This is a genomic window from Micromonospora sp. WMMD975 (assembly GCF_029581215.1).
Lineage (GTDB): Bacteria > Actinomycetota > Actinomycetes > Mycobacteriales > Micromonosporaceae > Micromonospora.
Genome location: NZ_CP120739.1, coordinates 4,446,454 through 4,469,620, shown reverse-complemented (window position 1 = coordinate 4,469,620; position 23,167 = coordinate 4,446,454). Strand labels below are relative to the sequence as shown.

Annotated in this window: 25 protein-coding genes and 1 pseudogene; 16 read left to right on the top strand and 10 right to left on the bottom strand. The window is 72.2% G+C overall.

The features are described 5' to 3' along the window. Nucleotides 1-76: 76 nt before the first annotated feature. Nucleotides 77-2,215, bottom strand: coding sequence for a trypsin-like serine protease (locus O7613_RS19515; protein ID WP_282289532.1), 2,139 nt, complete (start codon nucleotides 2,213-2,215; stop codon nucleotides 77-79). Between the two features lie 241 nt (nucleotides 2,216-2,456). Between O7613_RS19515 and O7613_RS19510 the strand changes: the two genes are divergently transcribed. From O7613_RS19510 to O7613_RS19485, 6 genes are all read left to right on the top strand, one after another. Beyond that, nucleotides 2,457-3,749 (top strand): pitrilysin family protein, encoded by a 1,293-nt coding sequence (locus O7613_RS19510; RefSeq protein WP_282289531.1) that lies wholly within the window; start codon nucleotides 2,457-2,459, stop codon nucleotides 3,747-3,749. Next, on the top strand, nucleotides 3,746-5,089 hold the full coding sequence (locus O7613_RS19505) for a pitrilysin family protein (protein ID WP_282289530.1): 1,344 nt from the start codon (nucleotides 3,746-3,748) through the stop codon (nucleotides 5,087-5,089). The genes O7613_RS19510 and O7613_RS19505 overlap by 4 nt, the downstream gene beginning before the upstream one ends. A 100-nt stretch (nucleotides 5,090-5,189) precedes the next feature. Beyond that, a complete protein-coding gene (locus O7613_RS19500; RefSeq protein ID WP_281587000.1) occupies nucleotides 5,190-6,212 on the top strand; it encodes an aspartate-semialdehyde dehydrogenase in 1,023 nt (340 codons plus the stop codon). A gap of 75 nt (nucleotides 6,213-6,287) precedes the next feature. Then, nucleotides 6,288-6,704, top strand: coding sequence for a CBS domain-containing protein (locus O7613_RS19495; RefSeq protein ID WP_281587001.1), 417 nt, complete (start codon nucleotides 6,288-6,290; stop codon nucleotides 6,702-6,704). Between the two features lie 159 nt (nucleotides 6,705-6,863). Then, entirely contained in the window at nucleotides 6,864-7,235 is a 372-nt protein-coding gene (locus O7613_RS19490; protein ID WP_281587002.1) for an SCP2 sterol-binding domain-containing protein, read from the top strand. Continuing rightward, nucleotides 7,235-9,295 carry a glycogen debranching N-terminal domain-containing protein gene (locus O7613_RS19485; RefSeq protein WP_282289529.1) on the top strand — a complete coding sequence of 687 codons (2,061 nt, stop codon included), beginning with the start codon at nucleotides 7,235-7,237 and terminating at the stop codon, nucleotides 9,293-9,295. The genes O7613_RS19490 and O7613_RS19485 overlap by 1 nt, the downstream gene beginning before the upstream one ends. Before the next feature lie 55 nt (nucleotides 9,296-9,350). Here O7613_RS19485 and O7613_RS19480 read toward each other — a convergent pair whose 3' ends face one another. Beyond that, nucleotides 9,351-9,743 (bottom strand): VOC family protein, encoded by a 393-nt coding sequence (locus O7613_RS19480; protein ID WP_281587004.1) that lies wholly within the window; start codon nucleotides 9,741-9,743, stop codon nucleotides 9,351-9,353. A gap of 9 nt (nucleotides 9,744-9,752) precedes the next feature. Continuing rightward, a complete protein-coding gene (locus O7613_RS19475) occupies nucleotides 9,753-10,412 on the bottom strand; it encodes an alpha/beta hydrolase (protein WP_282289528.1) in 660 nt (219 codons plus the stop codon). 99 nt (nucleotides 10,413-10,511) lie between these two features. On the opposite strand from O7613_RS19475, the gene O7613_RS19470 reads away from it, so the two are divergent. Further along, nucleotides 10,512-11,264, top strand: coding sequence for a lysophospholipid acyltransferase family protein (locus O7613_RS19470; RefSeq protein WP_282289527.1), 753 nt, complete (start codon nucleotides 10,512-10,514; stop codon nucleotides 11,262-11,264). Nucleotides 11,265-11,836: 572 nt separating this feature from the next. On the opposite strand, the gene O7613_RS19465 is transcribed toward O7613_RS19470, so the two are convergent. From O7613_RS19465 to O7613_RS19445, 5 genes are all read right to left on the bottom strand, one after another. After that, a complete protein-coding gene (locus tag O7613_RS19465) occupies nucleotides 11,837-12,580 on the bottom strand; it encodes a hypothetical protein (RefSeq protein WP_282289526.1) in 744 nt (247 codons plus the stop codon). Between the two features lie 74 nt (nucleotides 12,581-12,654). Beyond that, nucleotides 12,655-13,371 carry a response regulator transcription factor gene (locus O7613_RS19460; RefSeq protein ID WP_281587008.1) on the bottom strand — a complete coding sequence of 239 codons (717 nt, stop codon included), beginning with the start codon at nucleotides 13,369-13,371 and terminating at the stop codon, nucleotides 12,655-12,657. Beyond that, nucleotides 13,341-14,567: a hypothetical protein gene (locus tag O7613_RS19455; RefSeq protein WP_282289525.1), complete on the bottom strand. Its 1,227-nt coding sequence runs from the start codon at nucleotides 14,565-14,567 to the stop codon at nucleotides 13,341-13,343. Before O7613_RS19455 ends, O7613_RS19460 begins: the two co-directional genes overlap by 31 nt. Further along, nucleotides 14,557-15,735, bottom strand: a complete 1,179-nt coding sequence (locus tag O7613_RS19450) for an ATP-binding protein (RefSeq protein WP_282289524.1) — start codon at nucleotides 15,733-15,735, stop codon at nucleotides 14,557-14,559. The genes O7613_RS19455 and O7613_RS19450 overlap by 11 nt, the downstream gene beginning before the upstream one ends. Before the next feature lie 147 nt (nucleotides 15,736-15,882). Beyond that, a complete protein-coding gene (locus O7613_RS19445; protein WP_282289523.1) occupies nucleotides 15,883-16,716 on the bottom strand; it encodes an alpha/beta hydrolase in 834 nt (277 codons plus the stop codon). A 103-nt stretch (nucleotides 16,717-16,819) separates the two neighbouring features. Between O7613_RS19445 and O7613_RS19440 the strand changes: the two genes are divergently transcribed. The 3 genes from O7613_RS19440 to O7613_RS19430 all read left to right on the top strand — a co-directional run bounded on the left by O7613_RS19440 (nucleotide 16,820) and on the right by O7613_RS19430 (nucleotide 18,611). Continuing rightward, complete coding sequence (locus tag O7613_RS19440) at nucleotides 16,820-17,413, top strand: hypothetical protein (RefSeq protein WP_282289522.1); 594 nt, start codon at nucleotides 16,820-16,822, stop codon at nucleotides 17,411-17,413. Nucleotides 17,414-17,417: 4 nt separating this feature from the next. Further along, nucleotides 17,418-18,125 carry a hypothetical protein gene (locus tag O7613_RS19435; RefSeq protein WP_282289521.1) on the top strand — a complete coding sequence of 236 codons (708 nt, stop codon included), beginning with the start codon at nucleotides 17,418-17,420 and terminating at the stop codon, nucleotides 18,123-18,125. Between the two features lie 84 nt (nucleotides 18,126-18,209). Further along, nucleotides 18,210-18,611: a nuclear transport factor 2 family protein gene (locus tag O7613_RS19430; RefSeq protein ID WP_282289520.1), complete on the top strand. Its 402-nt coding sequence runs from the start codon at nucleotides 18,210-18,212 to the stop codon at nucleotides 18,609-18,611. Between the two features lie 42 nt (nucleotides 18,612-18,653). Here O7613_RS19430 and O7613_RS19425 read toward each other — a convergent pair whose 3' ends face one another. Both O7613_RS19425 and O7613_RS19420 read right to left on the bottom strand, forming a co-directional pair. Next, entirely contained in the window at nucleotides 18,654-18,851 is a 198-nt protein-coding gene (locus tag O7613_RS19425; RefSeq protein WP_282289519.1) for a DUF397 domain-containing protein, read from the bottom strand. After that, complete coding sequence (locus O7613_RS19420) at nucleotides 18,844-19,722, bottom strand: helix-turn-helix transcriptional regulator (RefSeq protein WP_282289518.1); 879 nt, start codon at nucleotides 19,720-19,722, stop codon at nucleotides 18,844-18,846. The genes O7613_RS19425 and O7613_RS19420 overlap by 8 nt, the downstream gene beginning before the upstream one ends. A 177-nt stretch (nucleotides 19,723-19,899) precedes the next feature. Here O7613_RS19420 and O7613_RS19415 point away from each other — a divergent pair, with 177 nt between their 5' ends. The 6 genes and pseudogenes from O7613_RS19415 to O7613_RS19390 form a co-directional block, all read left to right on the top strand. Then, on the top strand, nucleotides 19,900-20,109 hold the full coding sequence (locus O7613_RS19415; protein ID WP_282289517.1) for a hypothetical protein: 210 nt from the start codon (nucleotides 19,900-19,902) through the stop codon (nucleotides 20,107-20,109). 20 nt (nucleotides 20,110-20,129) lie between these two features. Continuing rightward, nucleotides 20,130-20,273, top strand: coding sequence for a hypothetical protein (locus O7613_RS19410; protein ID WP_282289516.1), 144 nt, complete (start codon nucleotides 20,130-20,132; stop codon nucleotides 20,271-20,273). Then, nucleotides 20,261-20,515 carry a hypothetical protein gene (locus O7613_RS19405; RefSeq protein WP_282289515.1) on the top strand — a complete coding sequence of 85 codons (255 nt, stop codon included), beginning with the start codon at nucleotides 20,261-20,263 and terminating at the stop codon, nucleotides 20,513-20,515. The genes O7613_RS19410 and O7613_RS19405 overlap by 13 nt, the downstream gene beginning before the upstream one ends. Before the next feature lie 589 nt (nucleotides 20,516-21,104). Then, nucleotides 21,105-21,557 carry a hypothetical protein gene (locus O7613_RS19400; RefSeq protein WP_282289514.1) on the top strand — a complete coding sequence of 151 codons (453 nt, stop codon included), beginning with the start codon at nucleotides 21,105-21,107 and terminating at the stop codon, nucleotides 21,555-21,557. A gap of 131 nt (nucleotides 21,558-21,688) precedes the next feature. Then, a complete protein-coding gene (locus O7613_RS19395; protein ID WP_282289513.1) occupies nucleotides 21,689-21,910 on the top strand; it encodes a hypothetical protein in 222 nt (73 codons plus the stop codon). Between the two features lie 190 nt (nucleotides 21,911-22,100). Then, a pseudogene (locus O7613_RS19390) lies at nucleotides 22,101-22,300 on the top strand (IS1380 family transposase); the annotation flags it as partial. Nucleotides 22,301-23,167: the final 867 nt, after the last annotated feature.

Genomic DNA, 23,167 nt, shown 5'->3' with positions numbered 1-23,167 from the left:
CGGCCCCGGCGGGACCCCCGGTAGGTGGCGCCGTGCCGCGCCGGCCCCGCGACGTGCGGGGCCGGCGCGGGCCGGGTCAGGGCGTCGCGACGTCGAGGACCGCGACGGTCACACCGGCGGCCGGCTCGCCCGGCACCGCCTCGCCGGGGCTGCCCAGGAACGCGTCCGCCCGGCCGTCCCGGTCGAGGTCGGCGAGGGCCACCGCGCCACCGAACGCGTCCCCGACCTCGCTGGTGCCCTGCACGTCGGGCTGCCGAATCAGCCGGCTGGCCACCAGCGACGTCGGCTGCGAGGTGGTGCGGGCCCGACCGGTGAGCACGGCCACGAAACCGGCTCCCTTGGCCCCGCCCTCCGTCGCGCCGGGGGCGCCGACGATCAGGTCGGCGCGGCCGTCGCCGTTGACGTCCCCGGTCGCCAGCGCGGAGGCGAAGAGGTCGTCGGCCCCCGGGGTCCGGCCGAACGCCAGCTCGGTGACGCTGAAGCCGGCGGCCACCTGGCTGGACGCGCCCGGGTAGACCGCGAGGGCGCCCGACTTCGCCTCGCTGCCCGGCGCCTCGCCGGTCACGCCGACCGCGATGTCGGCGTAACCGTCGCCGTCGAAGTTGCCCACCGCGAGCGCGGCGCCGAAGTTGTCGCCGGCCTCGTTGACCCCGCCGGACGTGCCCTGACTGCGGCCGAAGCCGGTGGTGACCTCCCCGGCGGCGCCCGGCACGACGTAGATGCTGCCGGCGGCGGGCAGCGTACCCGGCGCCTCGCCCGGTGCGCCGATCACGAGATCGGCGTGGACCGAGCCGGTCACGTTGCCGGCCGCCAGCGCCGCGCCGAAGCGGTCGCCGGCCTCGTTCGCGCCGCCGGCGTTGGTCTGGTCGAGGTTGTACGCGTACGTGAGGGTGCCCGTGCTGTTGCCGCGCATGACGCTCACGTCGCCGCTGTGCACGTTGTCGCTGCCCGCCTCGTTCGGGGCGCCCACGGCCAGGTCGGCGTACCCGTCGTTGTTGAAGTCCCCGGCGGCGAGCGCCGCGCCCCAGCGGTCGTCGGTCTCGTCGCCGCGCCCGATGTCCCCCTGGTCGTAGCCCTTGCCCCGGGCCAGTCCGGAGGGGCCGCCGGGGAACACCGCGATGGCGCCGGCCGCCTTGACCGTGCCGATCGCCTCGCCGGGGGTGCCGACGGCCAGGTCGGCGTACCCGTCCTTGTTGAAGTCGCCGGCGGCGAGCGCGGCGCCGAAGCCGTCCCCGGCCTCGTCCGCGGCGCCGAAGTCCGCCTGGATCAACCGGTGACCGGCGCCGAGGCTGCCGCCGGCGGCGCCCGGGAACACGGTGACGCTGCCCGAGGTCTGCCCGTTCACCGTGTCACCCGGGGCGCCGACGGCGAGGTCCGGGTAGCCGTCCTTGTTGAAGTCGCCGGTCGCCGTCGCGGCGCCGAACCGCGCGCCCGCGGCGGCCGGGAGGCCCCCGTCGGACGGGGTGACGGCGAAGCGGCCGAACGGTCGGCCGCCGAACAGGCCGGTCAGGCCGCTCGCCACCGCGGCGGTGGCCTGGTTCGAGGTGTCGGTCTCGCCGAGGCACCCCAGTTGCCCCGAACCGGTCGCGACCGCCACCAGCTCCGGCTGGCCGTCGGAGCCGGTGCGCAGCCCCGCCGCGCCGCCGTCGCCCCGGCAGAGGCCGCCGGTGCCGGTGAGATCGGCCGAGTCGGTGCCGGCGGCGGTCACCGTGAAGGTCGCGCTGTGCGGGGCGTCCGGCACCCACTCGGTGGCCGTCCGGCCGAAGCCGACGAACCGGAGCTGGTCGCCGGTGTGCGGGCCGGTGGCGGCCACCGGCACCGGGCTGACCGTGGTCTCGGCCCGGGACAGGTTCGCCAGGGCCAGGCCGCGGGCGTCGTCGAAGCGGACCGCCAGCACCGGGATGCGGTGCGTGTGGCCGTCCTGGTCGGGAGCGAAGGTGGCGGTGACCGGCCCGGGCAGGTCACCCGAGGTGAAGCAGGTCCGGGCGGTGAGCACCCAGCGGGGTGCGACGAGCGCCCCGGAGCAGGCCCGGGCGCCCGGGGCGCCGGGGCTGAGGATGGTGAGCCGGACGCTGTGGACGTCCTGGCCGGAGGGCACGGGTGCGCCGCCGGAGATGGCTACCGCCGGGGCGCGGCCGGCGGCGGAGAGCGCGGCGACCACGCTCACCACCGCCAGGATCCGGGCCCCGGTGCGGACCGGGTGGGACTGGGACATGTTGTTCCCCCGTTGTCGCTGTCGCGGCGCGGTCGCGCCGTGCGGGTCGCCGGCCGGCGCGGGCGGACCGTCCGCAGTGGCCGGACGGCAGTCATAGTGAGCGATGGATGGCCGATCTGTCAGCCCGGGTCCGGCTCACGGCCACGCGGTGATCCACATCACACCGGGGTGGACGGGTGGGTCGCGGTGGCGGGGACGGCGATCCGGTGCCGGGCGGCCGTCCTCGGCTAGCGTGGGTGCCATGCCCGACAGCGGTTTCCCCTGGCCGATCGAGACGACCCGACTGGACAACGGCCTGCGCGTGGTGGTGAGCGAGGACCGCACCGCCCCGGCGGTGGCGGTCAACCTCTGGTACGACGTGGGTTCCCGCCACGAACCGGCGGGACAGACCGGTTTCGCCCACCTCTTCGAGCACCTGATGTTCGAGGGTTCGATGCACGTGGCGAAGACCGAGCACATGAAGCTGATCCAGGGCGCGGGCGGCTCGCTCAACGCGACCACCAACCCGGACCGGACCAACTACTTCGAAACCGTCCCGGCCGAGCACCTGGAGCTGGCGCTCTGGCTGGAGGCCGACCGGATGGGCGGCCTGGTGCCGGCGCTGACCCAGGAGACGCTCGACAACCAGCGCGACGTGGTGAAGAACGAGCGGCGGCAACGCTACGAGAACGTCCCGTACGGCGACGCCTGGCTGCGGCTGCTGCCGCTGCTCTATCCGCCCGGCCACCCCTACCACCACGCCACCATCGGGTCCATGGCCGACCTGAACGCCGCCGACCTGGCCACCTTCCAGACCTTCCACGACACCTACTACGCGCCGAACAACGCGGTGCTCACGGTGGTCGGCGACACCAGCGCGGCCGAGGTGTTCGCGCTCGCCGACAAATACTTCGGCGGCGTCGGGGCGCGCGCCGACATCCCGCCCGCGCCGGACGGGCGCGCGGTGCCGCCCACCGGACGGCCCGCGGTGGAGACCGTCACCTCCGACGTCCCCGCCGCCCGCGTCTACCTCGCGCACCGCACCCACCCGTTCGGCACCCCCGGGTACGACGTGACCACCGTGCTCGCCACCGTGCTCGGCAGCGGCCGGGGCAGCCGGCTCTACCAGCGGCTCGCCGACGGCGAGCGGATCGCCCAGCCGGACCTGGTCGGGGCGTACGGGGTCGACCTGGCGCACGCGCCGGCTCCGCTGATCGCCACCGCCACCGCCCGCCCCGGCGTGACCGCCGACCGGCTGCGCGACGGGCTGGCCGAGGTGGTCGACGAACTGGCCACCGTGCCGGTGACCGCCGCCGAGCTGGAGCGGGCCAAGGCGCTGCTGAGCACCTCGTGGTGGCGGCAGATGTCCACGGTGGACGGCCGGGCCGACACGCTCGGCCGGTACGCCACCCAGTTCGGCGACCCGGCCCGGGCCGCCGACCGGCTGCCCGCCTGGCTCGCCGTCACCGCCGAGCAGATCGCCGAGCAGGCCGCCGAGCTGCTCGGCGCCGCCGACCGGGTGATCCTGACCTACCTGCCCGAGGAGACCTCATGACGCTGATCGCCGCCCGGCCCGGTCCCGGAGCCGCCCGCGCCTACCGGTTCCCGCAGGTGGTCCGGCGCGCGGTGGCCGGGGGGCAGGTGGTGGCCGCGCACCTGCCGGGGCAGAACCTCGCCGTCGCGCTGCTGCTGCTCGACGGCGGCGCGGGCCGGGAACCGGTCGGCAAGGAGGGCCTCGGCGCGGTGCTGGCCAAGGCGCTGGAGGAGGGCACCGCGCAGCGGGACGCCACCGGGTACGCGCTGGCCATCGAGGCGCTCGGCACCGAGCTGGTGACCGGGCTCGACTGGGACTCGTTCCAGGTCAGCGTGCAGGTCCCGGTGGACCGGCTGAGCGCGGCGGTGGAGCTGATGGCGGAGGCGGTCCGCACGCCCCGGCTCGACCCGGCCGACGTGCTGCGGGTCCGCGACGACGAGGCGACCGCGCTGCGGATGGACTGGGCCAACCCGGGCCCGCGCGCCGACGCGGTGCTGCGCGCCGACCTGTTCGGCGCCGAGCACCGGTGGGGCCGCCCGCTCTACGGCGACCCGGGCAGCGTGGCCGCGCTGGAGGCCGACGACGTCACGGTCTTCCACTCGGAGTGGTTCATCCGTCCCGGCACCCTGATCGTCGCCGGTGACCTGGAGCGGGTCGACCTGGACGCGCTCGGCGCGGCGGCGTTCGCCGGCACCGGCGGTGGCCCGGTGGACCGGGGCGGCCCGATCGAGGTGCCGATCGCCGACCGGCGGCGGATCATCCTGGTCGACCGGCCCGGCTCGGTGCAGTCGACGCTGCGGCTCGGTCACCCGTCCCCGCACCGCGCCCACCCCGACCACGTGCCGATGACGCTCGCCGGCACCGTGCTCGGCGGCGCGTTCACCTCCCGCCTCAACCACCTGATCCGTGAGGTGCGCGGTTACACGTACGGGATCCGGGGCGACTTCGCCTCGTCCCGGCGGTTCGGCCGGTTCGGGGTCAGCTCCGGGGTCCAGACCGCGGTGACCGTGCCGGCGCTCGTCGAGTGCGTGGGCGAGGTGTCGCGGACCCGGCTGACCGGGGTGACCGAGGAGGAGCTGGAGGTGGCCCGGTCCTGGCGGGCCGGCCAGCTCTCGGTCGAGTTGCAGAGCCCGCGGGCGATCGCGTCGGCGCTCACCACGCTCGTGGTGCACGACCTGCCGGACGACTACCACGCCCGGCTGCGGGAGGCGCTGCTCGCGGCGACCGTCGCGGAGGTCTCCGCGGCGGCTGCCGCGCACCTGCACCCGGAGGCGATGACGATGGTCGTCGAGGGCGACGCGGCGGTGATCCGGGACGAGCTGGTGGCCTCCGGCGTCGGCGAGGTGGCCGACCACGTGTGACGCGGCGGGCCGGGGCGACGGCGTGTGATTCCCGTCGCCCCGGCCCGCGCGCTGGGAAACGCTTCCCGCCCGGCCGGCCCGGCTGGGTAGCCTCGCGGGCATGAGGATCGGCATTGTGGGTGCCACCGGCCAGGTCGGTGGCGTGATGCGGCAGGTGTTGGCGGAGCGCGAGTTCCCGGCGGAGCAGGTGCGGTTGTTCGCCTCGGCCCGGTCGGCCGGGCGCACCCTGCCCTGGCGCGACGGCGAGGTCACCGTCGAGGACGCGGCCACCGCGGACTATCGCGGCCTGGACATCGTGCTCTTCTCCGCCGGCAAGGGCACCGCGAAGGAGTTGGCCCCCCGGGTCGCCGAGGCCGGCGCCGTGGTGATCGACAACTCGTCGGCGTTCCGGATGGACCCCGAGGTGCCACTCGTGGTCGCCGAGGTCAACCCGCACGCGATCGCCGACCGGCCGCGCGGCATCGTGGCCAACCCCAACTGCACCACGATGGCCGCCATGCCGGTGCTGCGCCCACTGCACGACGAGGCCGAGCTGGTCGGCCTCGTCGTCGCCACCTACCAGGCGGTCTCCGGCGCCGGCCTGGCCGGCGTGGCCGAGCTGGACGAGCAGGTCCGCAAGGTGGCCGAGGACGCGAGCGCGCTCGCGTTCGACGGTTCCGCCGTCGCGTTCCCGGCGCCGCGCTCGTTCGCCCGCCCGATCGCCTTCAACGTGCTCCCGCTCGCCGGCTCGATCGTCGACGACGGCTCCGACGAGACCGACGAGGAGCAGAAGCTGCGCAACGAGAGCCGCAAGATCCTCCAGATCCCCGACCTGAAGGTCTCCGGCACCTGCGTGCGGGTGCCGGTGTTCACCGGCCACTCGTTGCAGATCAACGCCCGGTTCGCCCGGCCGATCGACCCGGCCCGGGCCCGGGAGCTGCTCGACGGCGCACCCGGGGTGGCACTGTCCGACGTGCCCACCCCGCTCCAGGCGGCCGGCCAAGACCCGACGTACGTCGGGCGGATCCGGGCCGACGAGACCGTCGCGCACGGGCTGGCGCTGTTCTGCGCCAACGACAACCTGCGCAAGGGCGCGGCGCTCAACGCCGTGCAGCTCGCCGAGCTGGTCGCCGCCGAGCGCTGACCCCTCCGGGCGGCCGGCGTTACCCCGCCTCCGGCGGCGGGTAGACGGCCGTGCCGACACCGAGAGGGGAGCACCATGACAACGGTCGGAGAGTTCATGACGACCCGGTTGGTGACGATGGACGGCAACGACACGCTCACCGCGGCGGCGCAGGAGATGCGCGACAGCGCCATCGGCGACGTGGTGGTGACCGACGGCGACAACGTGGTCGGCATCGTGACGGACCGGGACATCACGGTCCGCGGTGTGGCGGAGGACAGGAACCCGGCCACCACCCGGCTCAACGAGATCACCAGCAAGGACGTGGTGACGGTCAGCCAGTACGACGACGCGGTGGCCGCCGCCGACCTGATGCGCACGTACGCTGTCCGCCGGCTCCCGGTGATCGAGGACGGACGGCTGATCGGCCTGGTCTCGATGGGTGACCTGGCGGTCGAGCGGGAACCCCAGTCGGTGCTGGCGGACATCAGCGCCGACGATCCCAACAACTGACCCGTCCGCCGCGACGACGCCGGTCCCCGGTTCGGGGGCCGGCGTCTCGCGTCCGCGCGGTCCGCCGCCTCACCCGATCCGGGCGAGGTTGACCCGGAACCCGCCGGGGACCCGTCGTGTCGACGAGGAGACCGCTGACCGCGGGAGGAGTCACCTGCGATGGTGGACACGACCACGAGATTCTTCGAGGACCTGGACCGGCGGGGGTTCGAGCCGCTGCTGGTCAAGACGTCCGGAACGCTCCGGTTCGACCTGCACGAGGGCGCGCGGTCCACGCACTGGCTGCTGGAGATCGACCGGGGCCGGGTGCGGGTGCGGCCGGAGGACGGTGAGGCGGACACCGTGGTCGGCACCGGGCCCCGGTTCTTCGGCGACCTCGTCGAGGGCCGGGAGAACGCCATCGCGGCGCTGCTGCGGGGCGACATGACGGTCGTCGGCGACCTGCGGCTCGTACTCCAGATCGAGCGCGTCTTCCCCGGCCCGCCGGATTCCCGCGGGCCGCGCCACACGTTCTCCGGGAGGGGCGCCTGATGGCCGGGAGCAACACCGTCCGGATCCTGGACGGCAACACGTTCGTGGTCTCCGAGGAGACCGGCGACATCGAGGCCACGCCGACCGAGCCGACCGGTCTCTTCTCGATCGACACCCGGTACCTGTCGAAGTGGGTGCTCACGGTCGACGGCGAACGGCTCAACGCCCTCTCCTACGACGACATCCAGTACTACGAGGCCCGGTTCTTCCTGGTTCCCGGCCTGGCCACGCACTACGTCGACGCCAAGATGTCGATCATCCGGGAGCGGGTGGTGGGTGGCAGTTTCCGGGAGACGCTCACCGTCATGAACCACGACGAGAAGGCGGTCGACCTGGAGATCCGGGTGGACGCCGGCGCCGACTTCGCCGACCTCTTCCAGGTCAAGGACGAGATCCTCAACAAGAAGGGCGAGCTGTACGCCGAGGCCGAGCCGGACCGGCTGCGGCTGGGCTACCGGCGCGGGAACTTCAAGCGGGAGACGGTCGTCTCCGCGAACCAGCCGGCCCACTACGACAACCGGGGCCTCGCCTGGACGGTCCACCTGGAACCCAACGAGCAGTGGGACGTCACCATCGAGGTGGAGACCTTCGCCATCGGCCCCGGTGGCCGGGACCTGCGGATGGGACTGCGGGCACACGGCACGGAACGCCTCGCCCTGCAGCACGACCTCCAGGAGTGGATCGACCGGGCCCCCAAGGTCAACAGTGAGCACGGGCGGATCGCCGCGACCTACCGGCGGTGCCTGGTCGACCTCGCCGCGCTGCGCTTCTCACCGCTCTCCCTCGGCGGACAGGCGCTGCCCGCCGCCGGCCTGCCGTGGTTCATGACCATGTTCGGCCGGGACAGCATCCTCACCTGCCTCCAGGTGCTGCCGTTCGCCCCCGAGATGTCCCGGACCACGCTGCGCATCCTCGGCGCCCTCCAGGGCACCCGGTTCGACGACTTCCGGGAGGAGGACCCGGGCCGGATCCTGCACGAGATGCGCTACGGCGAGACCGCCGCGTTCGAGGAACAACCGCACTCGCCCTCCTACGGCTCGGTGGACGCGACTCCGCTGTTCGTGGTGCTGCTCGACGAGTACGAGCGGTGGAGCGGCGACGTCGCGCTGGTCAAGGAGCTGGAACGGGAGTGCCGCGCGGCGTTGAAGTGGATCGACGACTACGCCGACCTGATCGGCAACGGCTACATCTGGTACGAGCGGCGCAACACCGAAACCGGCCTGGAGAACCAGTGCTGGAAGGACTCCTGGGACTCCGTCTCGTACGCCGACGGCTCACTGCCGCCGTTTCCGCGGGCCAGCTGCGAGGTGCAGGGGTACGCGTACGACGCGAAGATGCGGGCCGCCCGGCTGGCCCGGAAGTTCTGGGGCGATCCGGCGTACGCCGATCAGTTGGAACGGGAGGCGGCGGAGCTGAAGGCCCGGTTCAACCGCGACTGGTGGGTCGCCGAGGGCGGCTTCTACGCGCTCGCCCTGGACCCCGAGGGGCGGCAGTGCGACGTGCTCAGCTCCAACATCGGCCACCTGCTGTGGAGCGGCATCGTCGACGACGAACGGGCCCCGCAGATCGCCGCGCACCTGGTCGGGCCGCGGCTCTGGTCCGGCTGGGGAGTGCGGACCCTGGCCGAGGGCGAGGTCCGCTACAACCCGATCGGCTACCACAACGGCACGATCTGGCCGTTCGACAACTCGTTCGTCGCCTGGGGCCTGCGCCGGTACGGCTTCGCCGAGGAGGCGGCCACCGTCGCCAACGGGATCCTGGAGGCGGCGACCTACTTCGACGGACGGCTGCCGGAGGCGTTCGGCGGTTACCAGCGGGAGCTGACCAAGTTCCCGGTCGAGTACCCGACCGCGTGCACCCCGCAGGCATGGTCGACCGGGGCGCCGCTGCTGCTGATCCGGACCATGCTCGGGTTGGAGCCGCACGAGGGGCACCTGGCGGTGGACCCGCGGCTGCCGGTGGGCATGGGGCGGATCGAGGTGCTTGACATTCCGGGCCGATGGGGGCGGGTGGACGCGTTCGCCCGGGGCCGGCTGGACCTGCACAACCTGGCCGGCTGACCGGGCCGGGGTGGTGGCTGAGTGGCTCAGTGGCCGGCTGGTCCGGCGTGGTGGCTCAGTGGCCGGCCGGCGGCTCGACGGTGTGCGCCTCGTGCGGCGGCAGCAGGCAGAACTCGTTGCCCTCCGGGTCGGCCAGCACGGTCCACCGGGGCAGCTCGCGGACCACTGTCGCGCCCGCCTCCAGCACCGCGGCCCGTTCCTCGGCGTCGCCGACCAGGTCCAGGTGGATCCGGCCGGGCGCGGGCAGTTCCCCGGCCGGGCTGATCCACAGGTCCGGCCGACGCCCGTGCGGGTCGCGCAGCAGCACCGCCTCGGTCGGTGCGAGCGTCCGGCCGGCGAGCTTCGCGCGGTCCTGCTCGACCACGGGCAGCCCGCTGACCGCACTCCAGAACGGGGCCAGCAGGTAGGGATCGCGGCAGTGGATGACGATCGCGGCGATGTCGGGCATGCCTCGAACCTAGTGCGCCGGCGTCGCCGGCAGGACGTGGTCGAGAAACGCGGCGGCCACCGCGCGCAGGTCCGGGCGGGCCAGGTCGAGCGCGTGGCCGCCGTGGGTCAGCCAGAGGTGGGTCGGGTGACCGGCGGCCAGCAGCCGTCCGGCCAGCTCGACCGCCTGGGCGGCGGGCACCGGGACGTCGTCGCGGCCCTGCACCAGCAGGACCGGCACGCCGCAGCCGAGATGACTGGCGACGGCGGCGTCGGCGGTGGCTGGGTCGCCGTCGACCGGCGGATGCCCGAGCAGGTCGGCCCACGGATCGTCGCCGGCAGGACGTGGGCGCCGCTGAGCCGCGTCGAGCGGGTCGACCGGCGCCCAGTACGCCAGCGCCGCCGCCACGTCGCCGGGCCGGTCCACCCCGCGCAGGGCCAGATGCAGGGCGAGCATCCCGCCGGCCGAGTCGCCGCCGACCAGCAGCGGCAGCCCGCCCCCGGTGGCCCGGGCGGCGCGCGCCGCGGCGCGTACGTCGTCGAGCTGCGCCGGCCAGCGCGCCTCGCGGGAGAACCGGTAGGTCGCGCTGACCACCCGCAGCCCGAGCGGCGCGAGCGCGGCGCCGTTCTCGTCGGAGCGGGCCCGCCACCCTCCACCGTGGATCCAGAGCAGCACACCGCGTTCGGTCATCGGCCCATCGTGGTCGCGTCCCGGCCGGTCCGCGACCCCGGTCTGCTCAGGGCAGATTGGCCCTACGGTTCCGTAACCTACCCGGGGTAAAGTTGCCGGATGCCGGAGCTCGTGTACCCGCCCGTGATCACCGCCGCCAAGACGATGTTCCGCGCCCTCGACCTGCGCCTGGACGTGCGGGGCAGCGAGCACGTGCCCGCCACCGGCGGAGCCGTGCTGGCGTCCAACCACGTGAGCTACCTCGACTTCATCTTCTGCGGCTACGGCGCGCACAAGTCCCGCCGGCTGGTCCGGTTCATGGCCAAGGACAGCGTCTTCCGGCACCGGATCTCCGGTCCGCTGATGCGCGGCATGAAGCACATCCCGGTCAACCGTGCTGCCGGCGCCGGGTCCTACTCCGCCGCGGTCGGCGCGCTGCGCCGGGGCGAGGTGGTCGGCGTCTTCCCGGAGGCGACGATCAGCCGCTCCTTCACCGTCAAGGACCTGAAGAACGGCGCGGCCCGGATGGCGCAGGAGGCCGGCGTGCCGCTGCTGCCGGTCGCGCTCTGGGGGACCCAACGGCTGTGGACCAAGGGCCGCCCGCGCACGCTGACCCGCCGGCACACCCCGATCACCATCCTCGTGGGTGAGCCGATCGACCCGGCCACCCACCCGGACTCCGCCGCCCTGACCGCCGAGCTGCGCACCCGGCTGTCGGCGCTCGTGGACCGCGCCCAGCGGGAATACCCGGAGCAGCCGGCCGGCCCGGACGACGCCTGGTGGCTGCCGGCCCACCTGGGCGGCGGCGCGCCCACCCCGGAGCAGGCCGCCGAGCTGGACCGACCGGCCCGCCGCTCCCGCAGCACCTCCTGACCAGGCCACAGGCCCCCCTCGCCCCCGCCCCGCCCCCGCCCCCGCCCCCGCGCCGCCCCGCCCCGCCCCGCGCCGCCGCGCCCCGCCCCGGTGATCATGAACTTGACAGCATCAACAGAGATCAACAGCGCCGTTAACTTCATGATCACCACCCTTCGGGAGCCCCTCGGGAGCCCTTCAGGGCCTTCGGAAGCCCCTCGGGAGCCCTCCGGTGGGCTTCTTTGGCGTGATCAAGGAGTTTGCGTTGGAGTCGATCTCCGCGGTGACGCGAACTCCTTGATCACCTGGGTGCTCCCATGTGGTGGAACAGGAGGGGAGCCCGCCGGGCCTTGGCACCTATGCCGTTCATCCATGGGCGGGGTGGGAGTGGTGGGACGTCAGGCTTGATCGCCGGCCGAAGCGGCCGATCCCACCCAGTTGACCCGCCCACCGGACGGGCTCTGCCGACCGGATGATCACGAAGTTGACCCGCTGGGCAGCGCCCCGAACCCTCAACACCACGAACCTCTCGACTGCCCCACTCACAGATCACCGCGGGGACGCCGCCGTCCTCGGCGCTGCCGGCGAACTGGTCAGCAGGCGGAGCCGGGCTGGTCGCGGGCCGGGGAGTCGAGCTGCGGCCAGGGGGACGAATCCGCCACCGGCTGGCGGTAGTAGTCGTCCCGGGACAGGAACTCCACCGGAAGGGATCCCGGCAGGGTCACCGCGCCGAACACCGGGCCGGGGGAGGCGGCCACCCTCGTGGCGAGGACGTCGCGTTCCGGCGGGGACAGGTCCACCAGGTCGGGGTGGGCCAGGCGGTACGCGGCCACCGAGCGGCGTACCTGCCGGGCCAGCGCGGTGATCACGGCGGCCGGGCCGGTGATCGCGAGCGCCGGCTGGCGGATGGTGCGCAGCGCGTCGCAGACCACGCGCAGCTCCGCGCCGTCGCCGTCGACCTCGGCCAGCTCCAGCCGGGACGGCCACTGCCAGCGGATCTGACCGCTGACCAGGCGGGACAGCCGGACCGGACGCCGGTGCCGGGCGCCGGTCGGGCTGTCCCGCCCGGGGACCAGGGACAGCTCGGATCCGGTGCAGACGTACGCCAACCGTCGGTCGGTCACGGTGATCGTCGCCGGGTCGGGCAGCGCCCAGCAGCGTACGTCCTCGGTGGGGCCGAGCAGGTGGCCGGCGACCGGCAGGCGGTGCTGGCCGAGCAGCCGCTCGCCCGGCTCGGGCACCAGCGCGTAGCGCCGGTCGAGCAGGGGGCGGGTGGGATCGTCGTCCGCGTCGAAGCGGTGTGGCCCGATGAAGAAGGGTGCGGCGTCCTCCGGCACGGTACGACCTCCCGGCGACGGTTGGCGGTACCCGTGATCCTGGACGATTCCTGGGGTGATTGTCATGACACCCGTTAGGGGGTCGGCCGGTCGGCCGACGCCTGCGACCGGTAGATGCCGATCTCTTCCGGTCGGACGAGGCCGTCCTCAATCGCCCGGGCGAGCAGGGCCGCCTTGGTGGCCGCCGGACGTCCCGCCCGGGTGTACTTGATCCGCGCCCGGTCCACGTACTGCTTGACGGTGTGCTCGCTGATCTGCATCCGGCGTGCCACCGACGCCTTCGACATCGACTGGAACCACAGCAGCAGCGCCTCGCGTTCCTTGTCGGACAGGGCCGGCCGGTCCGGACGGGCGTCGCCGACCATCGCGCCGGCGAGCGCCGGCGGCACGTACGGCCGGTCGTGCGCCGCCGCCAGCACGGTGTCGACGCAGTGTTCCCGCCCCTCGTGCTTGGCCAGGAACGCCACCGCGCCCGCGTCGAGCGCGGCAAGCATGGTCTGCGGGTCGGTGTGCTCGGAGTAGACCACCACCCGCCGCCCGGCCGCGCTCAGCTCGGCCAGCTTGTCCAGCACCATCCGCCCGTGCAAGCGCAGGTCGAGCAGCACCACCTCGGCCTCCGGCGCGTCCCGCAGCACCGCGTCCGGGTCGTCGCCGGTCGCCAGCACCCGCAGCCGCGGCTCGGTGGCCAGCCAGGCGCGCACCCCGTCGATCACCACGGGATGGTCGTCGACGATCGCCACGCCGATCGGGTGCCCGGCGTTCACGTCCGCCGCCAGCGGGTCTGCGTCCATCTGATCTCCCCGTCCCGCTCGTGCAGGTGTTCCACCGGCCCGTCCCCGCCGGGTGGCGCCACCACATCGTCCCCGCCGGGTGGCGCCATCGGATCGTCCGGGCCGTCGTGCTCCGGCGTCACCAGGCTCACCACCACCTCGTCGGGGCCGGCGACCACGGTCAGCCGCGCCCAACCGTGTGCGCCGGCAAGTGCCGCCGTGAGCGGGTCGGCCAGCCCTCGGCGTACGTCGACCGGCAGCTCCGGTGGCGTACCGACCGCGACCAGGTCGATCGGCAGGCCGTTCCGTTCGGCCAGGTCGGCGGCGGCGCGCAACTCGTGCAGCAGCGGGTCGGGCACGTCGTCGGACTCGGCGATCAACCGGCGCAGCCGGGCGGCGGCCAGCACCGCGCGGCGGCGTACCGCCGGGTCGGCCGGGTCGGCGTCGCCGGCCGCGAGCGCGGCGAGCACCTCCTCGGCGGTGCCGCTGACGAGCGCGAGCCGGGCCTGCCGCTCGCCCTGGGCCCGTTCGGCCGCCTCCCGTTCCGCGGCCACGGCAAGCACCGCCGCGGCGGTGCCGGCCCGGTCCCGGGCCAGCGCGGTGAGCGCCGCCGCGCCGGCGAAGACCGCCACCGGCAGCGTGGAGGTGCCGTAGACGTACATGGCGTAGCGGCTCAGGTCGGCCGGCGCGGTCGCCCCGTGCAGCACCACCGCCACCAGCGCGATCGTCGCGTGCGCGGCGAGCAGGGCCAGCAGCCACCGCACCGGTCGCCGCCAGAGCGCCAGCAGGAAGAACCAGGCCAGGCCGCCCCACACCCAGTCGGCGCTGGTGAACAGGAACCGCTCACCGGCCGCCGCGAAGACCGCCGCGTCGACCACCAACAGCACCACGGCCAGCCGCCGGGCCGGGGGCAGTCGGCCGCGCAGCAGGCGTACGCCGGTGGCGACGCCGACAAGCGCGGTCACCAGCCAGCCGACCGCCACCACCGCCGGGGCGGCCATCCCGGGCCCCGCCTCCAGCACCGCCGGCAGCCCGATCACCAGGTGCCAGGCCAGCGCGATGACGACCGCGACGAGCCGCGCGCCCCGGTCCGAGGCGTCCGCCACGGCGCGTGCCTGCGGCGGGGTGACGGCCGCCCCGGAGCGCACCGACGTCGGCGGGCGGGGCCGGGGGAGCAGCGCCGCGCCGGTGGCCGCCGGCGGGGACTCAGTCGCCATCCGACCACTCCAACCGCACCCGGGTGCCGGCACCAGGGGCGGAGGTCACCACCGCCCGGCCGCGTACCGTGGCCATCCGGCCGTGGATCGACTCGCGCAGCCCGTACCGGTGGGCCGGGACCGTGGTCGGGTCGAAGCCGGGACCGTCGTCGACCACCTCGACCACGACGGCGTCGCCCGCGCGGGCCAGGCGCAGCGCGGCGGTGGCGCCCGGCGCGTGCCGGGCCACGTTCGCCAGCGCGGCGGCGGCGCTGTCGGCGAGCGCCGCCGCGGCCTCCGCCGGCAGCCGGCACGGCGGTAGCGTCGCGGTCACCGTCACCTCCGGCAGTCCGGCGAGAACCGTGCGCAGCCGCTCGTCCAGGTCGGCCTCGCCGGCCGCGCCCGCGGTCCGCGCTCCGGCCAGGGCGCTGAGGGTACGCAGGTCCGCGGCGCACCGTTCGCGCAGCGCCGCCGAGGAGCCGGGCACCGCGCCGAGCCCGATCATCGTCAGCGTGCCGAGCACGGTGTCGTGCAGGTCCCGGTTGTGCCGCCGTTCGGCCTCGCGCGCGGTGCGCGCCACCACCGCCTCGTGCGACAACCGCTGGTAGTCGGCGAACGTGGCGTCGCCCCGGCCGATCCAGCGGCGCATCACCGCGGTCATCACCGCCGTGCAGCCGGTCTGCACCAGCAGCGTGCCGGTGTGCGCCCGCGCCTCGACCGGGTTGCCGGCAAGCGTGGCGCCTGTCGCATAGGCGGCGGTGACCAGCAGGCCGGCCGGCACCGACAAGCGGGCCGGGGCGGTGGCCTGCGCGTTGATCACCGTGGTGCTCGCCAGCACCGCGACCCAACTCCCCTCGCCCGGCAGCACCTCCGGCGCGACGAGCCACGGGACGGCGAGCGCGGCGGCGGTGGTCAGGGCCACGTCGCCGGCCACGAGCGCGCCGCCGACGCCGTGCCGGAACGCGCGGACCGCATACCAGCAGGACCACACGGTGAGCGCGACGACGGCCGGGACCAGCAGCGCCACCCGCACCGGCGGCGTCCGCACCGACAGCGCGACCGCCGCGCCGACCAGGCCGCAGGTGAGCCGCAGCAGCGCCGGCAGGGTCGTGAAGATCAGCGTGAACGCGCCGCCCGCCGGACGGTCCAGTGGGGATCGTGGCAGGGTCGTGGCGACAGCCACCGGCATCGGGGAGGTGTCCTTCCGGCAGCGACCCGACCGGGTCCGCACGGCATAGATTGACGCCGGAGAATAGCACGTTTTGTCGGGCCGGTCACCCACGGTGCGCGGCGCGTCGCTCTGCTGTCGCCGAGAAGCGGACGATCAGCATCCGGTTTACGCGCGGCTCGCCAGCCACTCCAGGGCCGACCCGGCGTGCCGGAGCACGGAGATGTGCCCGTCGTCGGGGAAGCGGCGCAACTCGGCCGACGGGCACCGCCCGGCCAGCCACTCGGCGTGCGCCACCGGCGCGATGCCGTCGCGGTCGCCGTGCAGCAGCAGCACCGGCGGCGTGACCTGGGCCGGGTCGAAACCCCACGGCCGCACGTACGCCAGGTCGTCGTCGATCAGCCCGCCGGGGCCGGCCGCGACCGCCGGGCCGACCACGCTGTCGAACCAGGACCACTCGGCGTGCAGCGCGGCCAGGTCGGCGTCGGTGAACCCGGGGTCGTACTCGGCGTCGGAGGACTCGTGCGCCTCCTTCGCCGCGCGCCCCGCGGCGGCGGCGCGCAGCGACGCCACCCCGGACGGCACCATGCCGGCGAACCAGTCCAGCCCGGCCGCGCCGTAGGGCGCGAGCCCGGCGCCGACCAGAACCGCGACCACCCGTTGTGGCAGCAGCGCGCCGCAGGCCAGGGCGTGTGGGCCGCCGCCGGAGTGACCCATCGTCGCGAACCGGTCGAGGCCCAGCGCGTCGGCCACCGCGGCCACGTCGGCCGCCGCCGACGCGACGTCGCGATCCGGCAGCGGGGTGGAGCCGCCGTAGCCGGGACGGTCGTGCGACACCCAGCGCAGGCCGAGGCGGTCGGCGGCGGCGAACAGCGGCGCGGGCGGGGCGCCGACGTTCGGCGTGCCGTGGTGCCAGAACACGGGCAGCCGACCCGCCCCGCCGGTGTCGTAGACGTGCAGGGTGCGGCCGTCGGGCAGGCGAAGATCGGTCTCGGTCACCATGGCCGGAGACTAGCCGTGGCGACCGACAGTCCAGGTGCGGGCTCGGACATCCCGGCGACGGTCTCGGTGCCATAGTGAACGGGGTGACGGACGCGGACGGGGGATGACGATGGTGGAACCGCGGGCCTTCTGGATCGACGAGAACTTCGACCGGGAGCACGGCGCCGACGGGCGCGGGCGCTACGAGAACGAGGTGCTTCGGCGTACCGCCGAATTTGCCGACACGTGGGGCGACATCGCCCCCGTCGCCTTCGCCGCGACCGCCTGGCGGCTGGCCACCGAGCTGTCACCCGGCTATGTCCGGTGGCACCGGCGGATCGTCTCGGCCACGTGCGCGCCGAGCCCGTGGGACGGCAGCCTGATCTGCGCCGTGGCCGTGGTGTCCCGGTGGCCGGCCGAACTCACCTGGACCCGGCAGTGGCAGCGCGACCGGGGCTGGCGGGACTGGCCGCAGTTGTTCGGCCAGTACACGACGCCGACCGAGCAGGACCTGACGCGCAGCCCGCACCTGCGCGCGATGCTCCAGGTCGAGGCGCCGCTCCCACTCGGGGACCTGCCACCGGCCCCCGACGGGCCGGACGACTCCGTGGCAGCCGCGGCACGGCGCGCGGTCGTCGTGCTGGCGCGGGAACTCCACGAGCTGCTCGGGCCGGTGATCGGCCAACTGGAGGCCGGCGTGCCGGCGGGCAGTGACTGACGGGATGGCTCGCCACCACACCGTGCCCGCCGAACCGACGATGCTTCTCGTCCACAGTCCGCTCCTCACCTCGGCGACCTGGGACGCGCTGCGTCCGTACCTCGAAGCGGCCGGGTGGCGGGTGACGGTCCTGGACCTCCGCCCGTTGGTCGGGTCGCCCTCCTTCCACGCGGCGGCGTGCGCGGCGGCGGCCGGCATCATTCGGGGTACGCCGACGGTCGTCGTCGGCCACAGCCGTGCCGGTCCCTACCTGCCCGGCATCGCCGACGCGGTCGGTGGCGACCGGCTGGACGTCGTCTTCCTGGACGCCCGCCTGCCGCACCCGGGCACGAGCTGGTGGGGGTCGCTGCCGCCGGAGCAGGCCACGTGGCTGCGGGACCTGGCGGTGGCCGGCCGGCTGCCCACGTGGGACACCTGGTTCCCCGCCGCCTCCATCGCCGACATCCTGCCCGACCCCGAGCAGCGGCGACGGGTGCTGCACGGCCTGCCCGAGCTGCCGTGGTCGGTGGTCTCCGAGGTGCTGCCCGCGCCGGGACGGGCATGGGACGCCGCCCGCCGCACCTACCTGCGGTTGAGCGCCGGATACCAGTCCACGGCCGAGGAGGCGGCGGAGCGCGGATACCGGGTCCGGAGCGTGGACGCCGACCACCTGGCGATGGTCACGCGGCCCGGGATGGTGGCGGATCTGCTTCTGTCGGCGTTGCGGCCGTAGGCGTCGTTCTCCTGCTGACCGGGCTCGGGGTCGCGATAACCTGCCCCTCGGTCACGCAGTCCTTCTACGGGGATGGGTTCGCTGATGGCGCTGTCGGCGGAAGACAAGTTGGCGATCCACGAGCTGGTAGCCCTGCACGGGCATCTCATGGACGCCGGCGAACTCGACAGGATGGACGAGCTGTTCACCGTCGACGTGGTCTACGACCTGACCGCCTTCGGAGCCGGCGAGTTGCACGGCGGTGCGGCCATCAAAGAAGCAGCCCTGGCCCTTGGGGACGGGAATCCGGTGGGCCACCACGTCACGAACGTCTACGTGACCGAAGGCCCGGACGGCACCGTCCGGGCCACGTCGAAAGGGATCGGGGTCACGTCCAACGGATCGGTCGGCAGCGTGGTCTACGAGGACATCGTCCGCCGAGAGGTTGCGGGATGGCGGATCGCCTATCGGAAGGTGACACCCCGGCGGGTGCCGCTGCGACCGTGACGGTTATCGCTTGCGCCGGTCCTTCCCCCCGGATCGCGAAGCTCAGTCGCGGGTGCGGTCCTTGACGAACTCGACGAAGGAGCCCCACTGAGCGGCGACGAAGGTCAGCGACGGACCGGCGATGTCCTTGCTGTCGCGCACGCCCACGAGGCCCGGAAGGTTGTCGGCAACCTCGACGCAGGCACCCTCGTTCGCGCTGTAGCTGCTCTTGCGCCAGTGAGCCTTGGTCATCTCAGTCATCGTACGTCTCCTTGATCAGGGCGGCCACGAGATCCTCGGACGCGCGTTCATCCAGGGCAAGGCTCCACAGAGTCTCCCAGACCGAAGAGTACGTCTCCACCTCGCTGGGACGGTCGAGGTAGATACTGCCGGTCAGGGATTCGCTGTAGACAGTGCTGGGCTCTGCGGGACGGGTGCCCTTCGCGGGGAAGTCAAGCATCACGAACGCGCCAGCGACGGACGCGCGGTGCGGGCCTACGGTCCTGGGCAGGACGCGGACTTTGATGTTTGTGGCCTGGGCAGCGTTGACCAGGTAGGCCAACTGGGCCCGCCAGGCTTCCACGTCGCTGATGGGGCGGTGAAGGACGGACTCGTCGACGATTGCTGCGAACTGAGGAGCTGCCGGGCTTTTTCGAGTCAGAAGCTTCTGTCGCTCCATGCGCAGGGCGACCTTTTGGGCCAACTCCGCCGGCGTACGACCGGGTTTGGTCTCGAAGACCGCGGACATGTACTCGGGCGTCTGGATGAGCCCTGGGATCAGATTCGGTTCGTAGTGCCGGACATTGCAGGCCGCTGCTTCCAAGCCGACGTACAGCTCGAACCACGCAGGGACCACTTCGCCGTAGGCGTGCCACCAGCCTCGGCTCTTGCTCTCCCTGGCGAGAGACACGAGGACTTCGGTCAGGTCCGCTGAGGTGCCGTAGAGCTGGCACATCAGGTTCACGTCGTGGGTCCGGAGTGCTGTCTGGCCGGCCTCCAGGCGATACATCTTCGCCCGCGACCACTCCAGCGTCGTCGCCGCAGCCTCCAGGTTGATGCCGGCTTCCTCACGTGCCTGCCTCAGCAGCCGCCCGAGTTGCCGGCGTGGGACGGACGATCCCGTCTCAGCCATCTGGCCCCCAATCTCACCTCAGATGCCCGTCTGTCTCATTCCAGCCACCTTGCACGCACGCATGGCACGCCGTCAATCTTTTCCCTCGAATCGCTGGGTGAGACGTTGCAGATGGGAGCTGCGTGGCCCCACGTTGGGTGCTGGACGAGGTGGCCGACGAATCGCCGGAGGTGCGCGATGCCCCGCTGGAAGTGGTTTCAACGCAGCAACGAACCGGTCGATGTGGTGCAACGGCCGATCACGAACGAACGTCCTCGTGTGACCGACGAGATCGGCAACCGGAACGGCGAGGCCCAGGTCCTGCCAATGGTCCGGCCAGCAGCGAACAATGCCTCCCCGGTGCGGTCAGGTCGCAGCCAGAAGCGTCGTAACGGCGGCGGGTCGTGAGGCCCGATACGCCCTTCCTGGTGGCGCTGTCCTGGGCCATCATCGACTACCACGTCGCGTACACCTGCTCGCGTTGTCGTCCCTATGGCTGGTGTCCGCGCGTCGTCGTCGCACGCGCCCGCATCCGCGCCTGGCGCAAGGTCTGCGACCAGTGGCGACCCTGAAGGCCGGCGACCTGCTGCACATCACGCGAGCTGCCAGCCCTCAGTTCGTGAAGTCGTTCCACTTCCGCGTTATCCGCGTCCTGGACTGGACGACCTTCGACGGCTGGATCTGGCTGGAGGGGTATCAGCTCGACGAGCGAGGCGACGCTGTGGCCCGGCGCTCGATCTTCGTGATGCAGAGCGGCTTGACGGCGGTCGAGCGATACCTGCGGCCTCGGGCTCGGGCTCGGGCTCGGAAGTAGATCGCGGATGGCTGGTTCGGGGGGCTTCGCTCCTGGTCAGTTGTCCGTCGTTGTCGAGGGCATCGGCGTCAGGCGGTGGTCTGGCTGTACTGACCGCTCTACTCGGCCGGCTCCATGACCTTCGACGGCTCTCGAAGTATGGCGGGCAGGTCGCCCAGGGTGGCGAAAGCCGGCCCACCCCAGCCCGGGCCGGTGTCCTTGTGCTCCGTGGTGCGGAAGACGGTCAAACCGACCGCTGCTGCCCCCGCCAACTCGCCATCCGCGCCGTCCCCGATCTGGCATTAAGGAGTAATAGTCGCAGTTCCACGTGGCCGCATTAATGCACTGCGGCTACCGCTCTTGGTTGCTTCGGCTCGGCCCTTTGGTCTCATCTATCGTGGGGAGGCAAGGGAGTGAATATTCGTTCTACCGGCACGCGCGCGGTGTTTGCCGCACTCGGCGTGATTGCTTTTACGGCGTCTGGCCAGACGGCCGCTATGGCTAAGGACTGGCGCATCGCCGCCCAAGCTGAGATCGATACGTATAGTGCGCAGCATCCGACAGACTACGTCGGGATCGACAAGCTGCTGACCAAGTACGGACTGCCCCGATGCAGGTTCGCATCAACGGAATCGATCGGGACCTCACGGCGGCTGAGGCGCAGAGTGAATTGGCCGCTAGGAAGGCGGCCAAGCCGGCACCCTCTTCGTCGCGTGCCTATGCTGTTCCAACGGACGCCTTCACGGTGTCCATGACCCTGAACTATGACCTGTACCTAAACCGGGTGGTCACCGGCTCTTGGAATTTCCGCGACAACTACGTCAATGGTAGTGACCCCGATGACGTCGCGACTATTCAGACGAACCTCGGCGGTGGCTGCTTCCGCACCGGGTCTCTTGTGCGGCACGCTGCCGATTACACGGGGGCGGACTACACCGGTCAGACGGGAGCTAGTGGCTGTGGTTCCACCAAGCTCGGTGCACAGTTCCAGTATGAGCACAACCAGGATGGCTCGGGCGGCTTCAGCGCAAGCGCAGGCTGGGGCGTCTTCAGCATCAGCTAGTCGAATGGCGGCAGCAAGCTGAGGAAGTCGACCTCGGCAAGCTATCTGTAGCCGACTCAGATGATTATGCCTCGGGGGTGGTGCGGTTGCGCCACCCCCGAGGCATCTCAGTTAATGCTATGATGCGCCGCATGTCTAACGCCAAAAGCCGCGTCGGTGCGCTTTTCCTGGTCGTAGCAGGAATCATTGCACTCCTCACCATGCCCGTGCATCGGCTGTGGGGAATTCTCATGCTCTTCTTGGTTTCTTTAGCAGCAGGATGCATTTTCCTGACCGTCGGCCTTTCGGAGGCTCGCGCAAGGAAGTCCGGGAAAACCCACGATGATCATGAGCAGGCGCCTACATTCGGCTGACCAGCAGTACCAGTGGGTGCCGGAGGCATGGAGCGGTTAACTGCGGTCCTTCGTCAAGGGCTGCCCAAGGAGTGGACCGGAAACGAGAAAGTGCCTTATGACCAGTGCAAATTGGACTTGCTGAGGGCTCGATGTTCCTGTCACGGAAGGCGCTTGCTGGGTGGAGGCTACCGCAACACGTCCGAAGATCATGGTGACCGGAGACGGGCTGGGCGTCGTCGGTCACTGGTGCCGGCTGCTCACTGATCTGGCTGATGCGACCGGCCTGACAGTGCATTCAGCCACACCCTTGCGGGTCTGCGGCAGCGCGGGCATGACCCGGGCCGGATCGCCGTCGATCTTGCCGTGATACTCGCCGACGATGGTGGGGCCATCGCTGACCTGGCAGTACGGATAGCTCCACGCCAGCCGGGCGGATCAGAGAAGTGCCTGTGCGCCCGGCAGGATTCGAACCTGCGGCCTTGGGATTAGAAGTGGCATCTAGGTCATGATCCCTGGTTTCACTAGCTCCGCTAGCTGCAAAAACTCTTGCTCCAACCATCCGTGCTTTCTCTGGCAGCCCGCATTTCGCACCACAAATAGCTCCACGGCTGGACAGGTTAGGCGGTTCTGGGTGCGGTGTATTCGGTGACTCGCTGTAGTCTCCACCGCCATGGCGAGCCGAGGGTCGCCGAGGTTGCCGACCCGCCGCCTGCCAAGGCAGCCGGCCACCGGCCATCCCTGGTCTCGCTGATCATGCCGCCATGCCGAGTCTCAAGACCCGCCGTGTTGAACGACTGGCCATGACCAGCTTGGACACAGGCCTAGCGGCTAACTGGCGGGCCGTCACCATGCGGCCTGGATCTATATTTGTGCGCTGATTATTACCGATACCTTCCCGGGCGATTGACGCTCAACCCTTAATACGTCGCGAAGTGAGTCCGAGGCTTTCTGCAACACCTCGCCCACGTCGCGGCCGGCTGCTGTAGCCGAATAGCATGCGTCCCTACCAAACCTTTCCGTGAACCTCGAAGCTGCCGGGGGTAATCTCGAAAGGTCATGGAAAAAGAAGCCTTCTAGCGGCGATCTACTGTGCGGATCAAGCGTTCTTCTCAACTTTGCGGTCACTTGGTGGGTCTGGGTGTTTCCGTCTGCATCGCGTACTTTGAACGGTACGGTGACGGGCGATGATTGGACCTCCAGGGTTGTCGCCAGTTGATGTCCTGCTCGGTTCCGAAGAAAGACGAGGCCCGAGAGGCGCTCCCCTTCTTCGGTCTT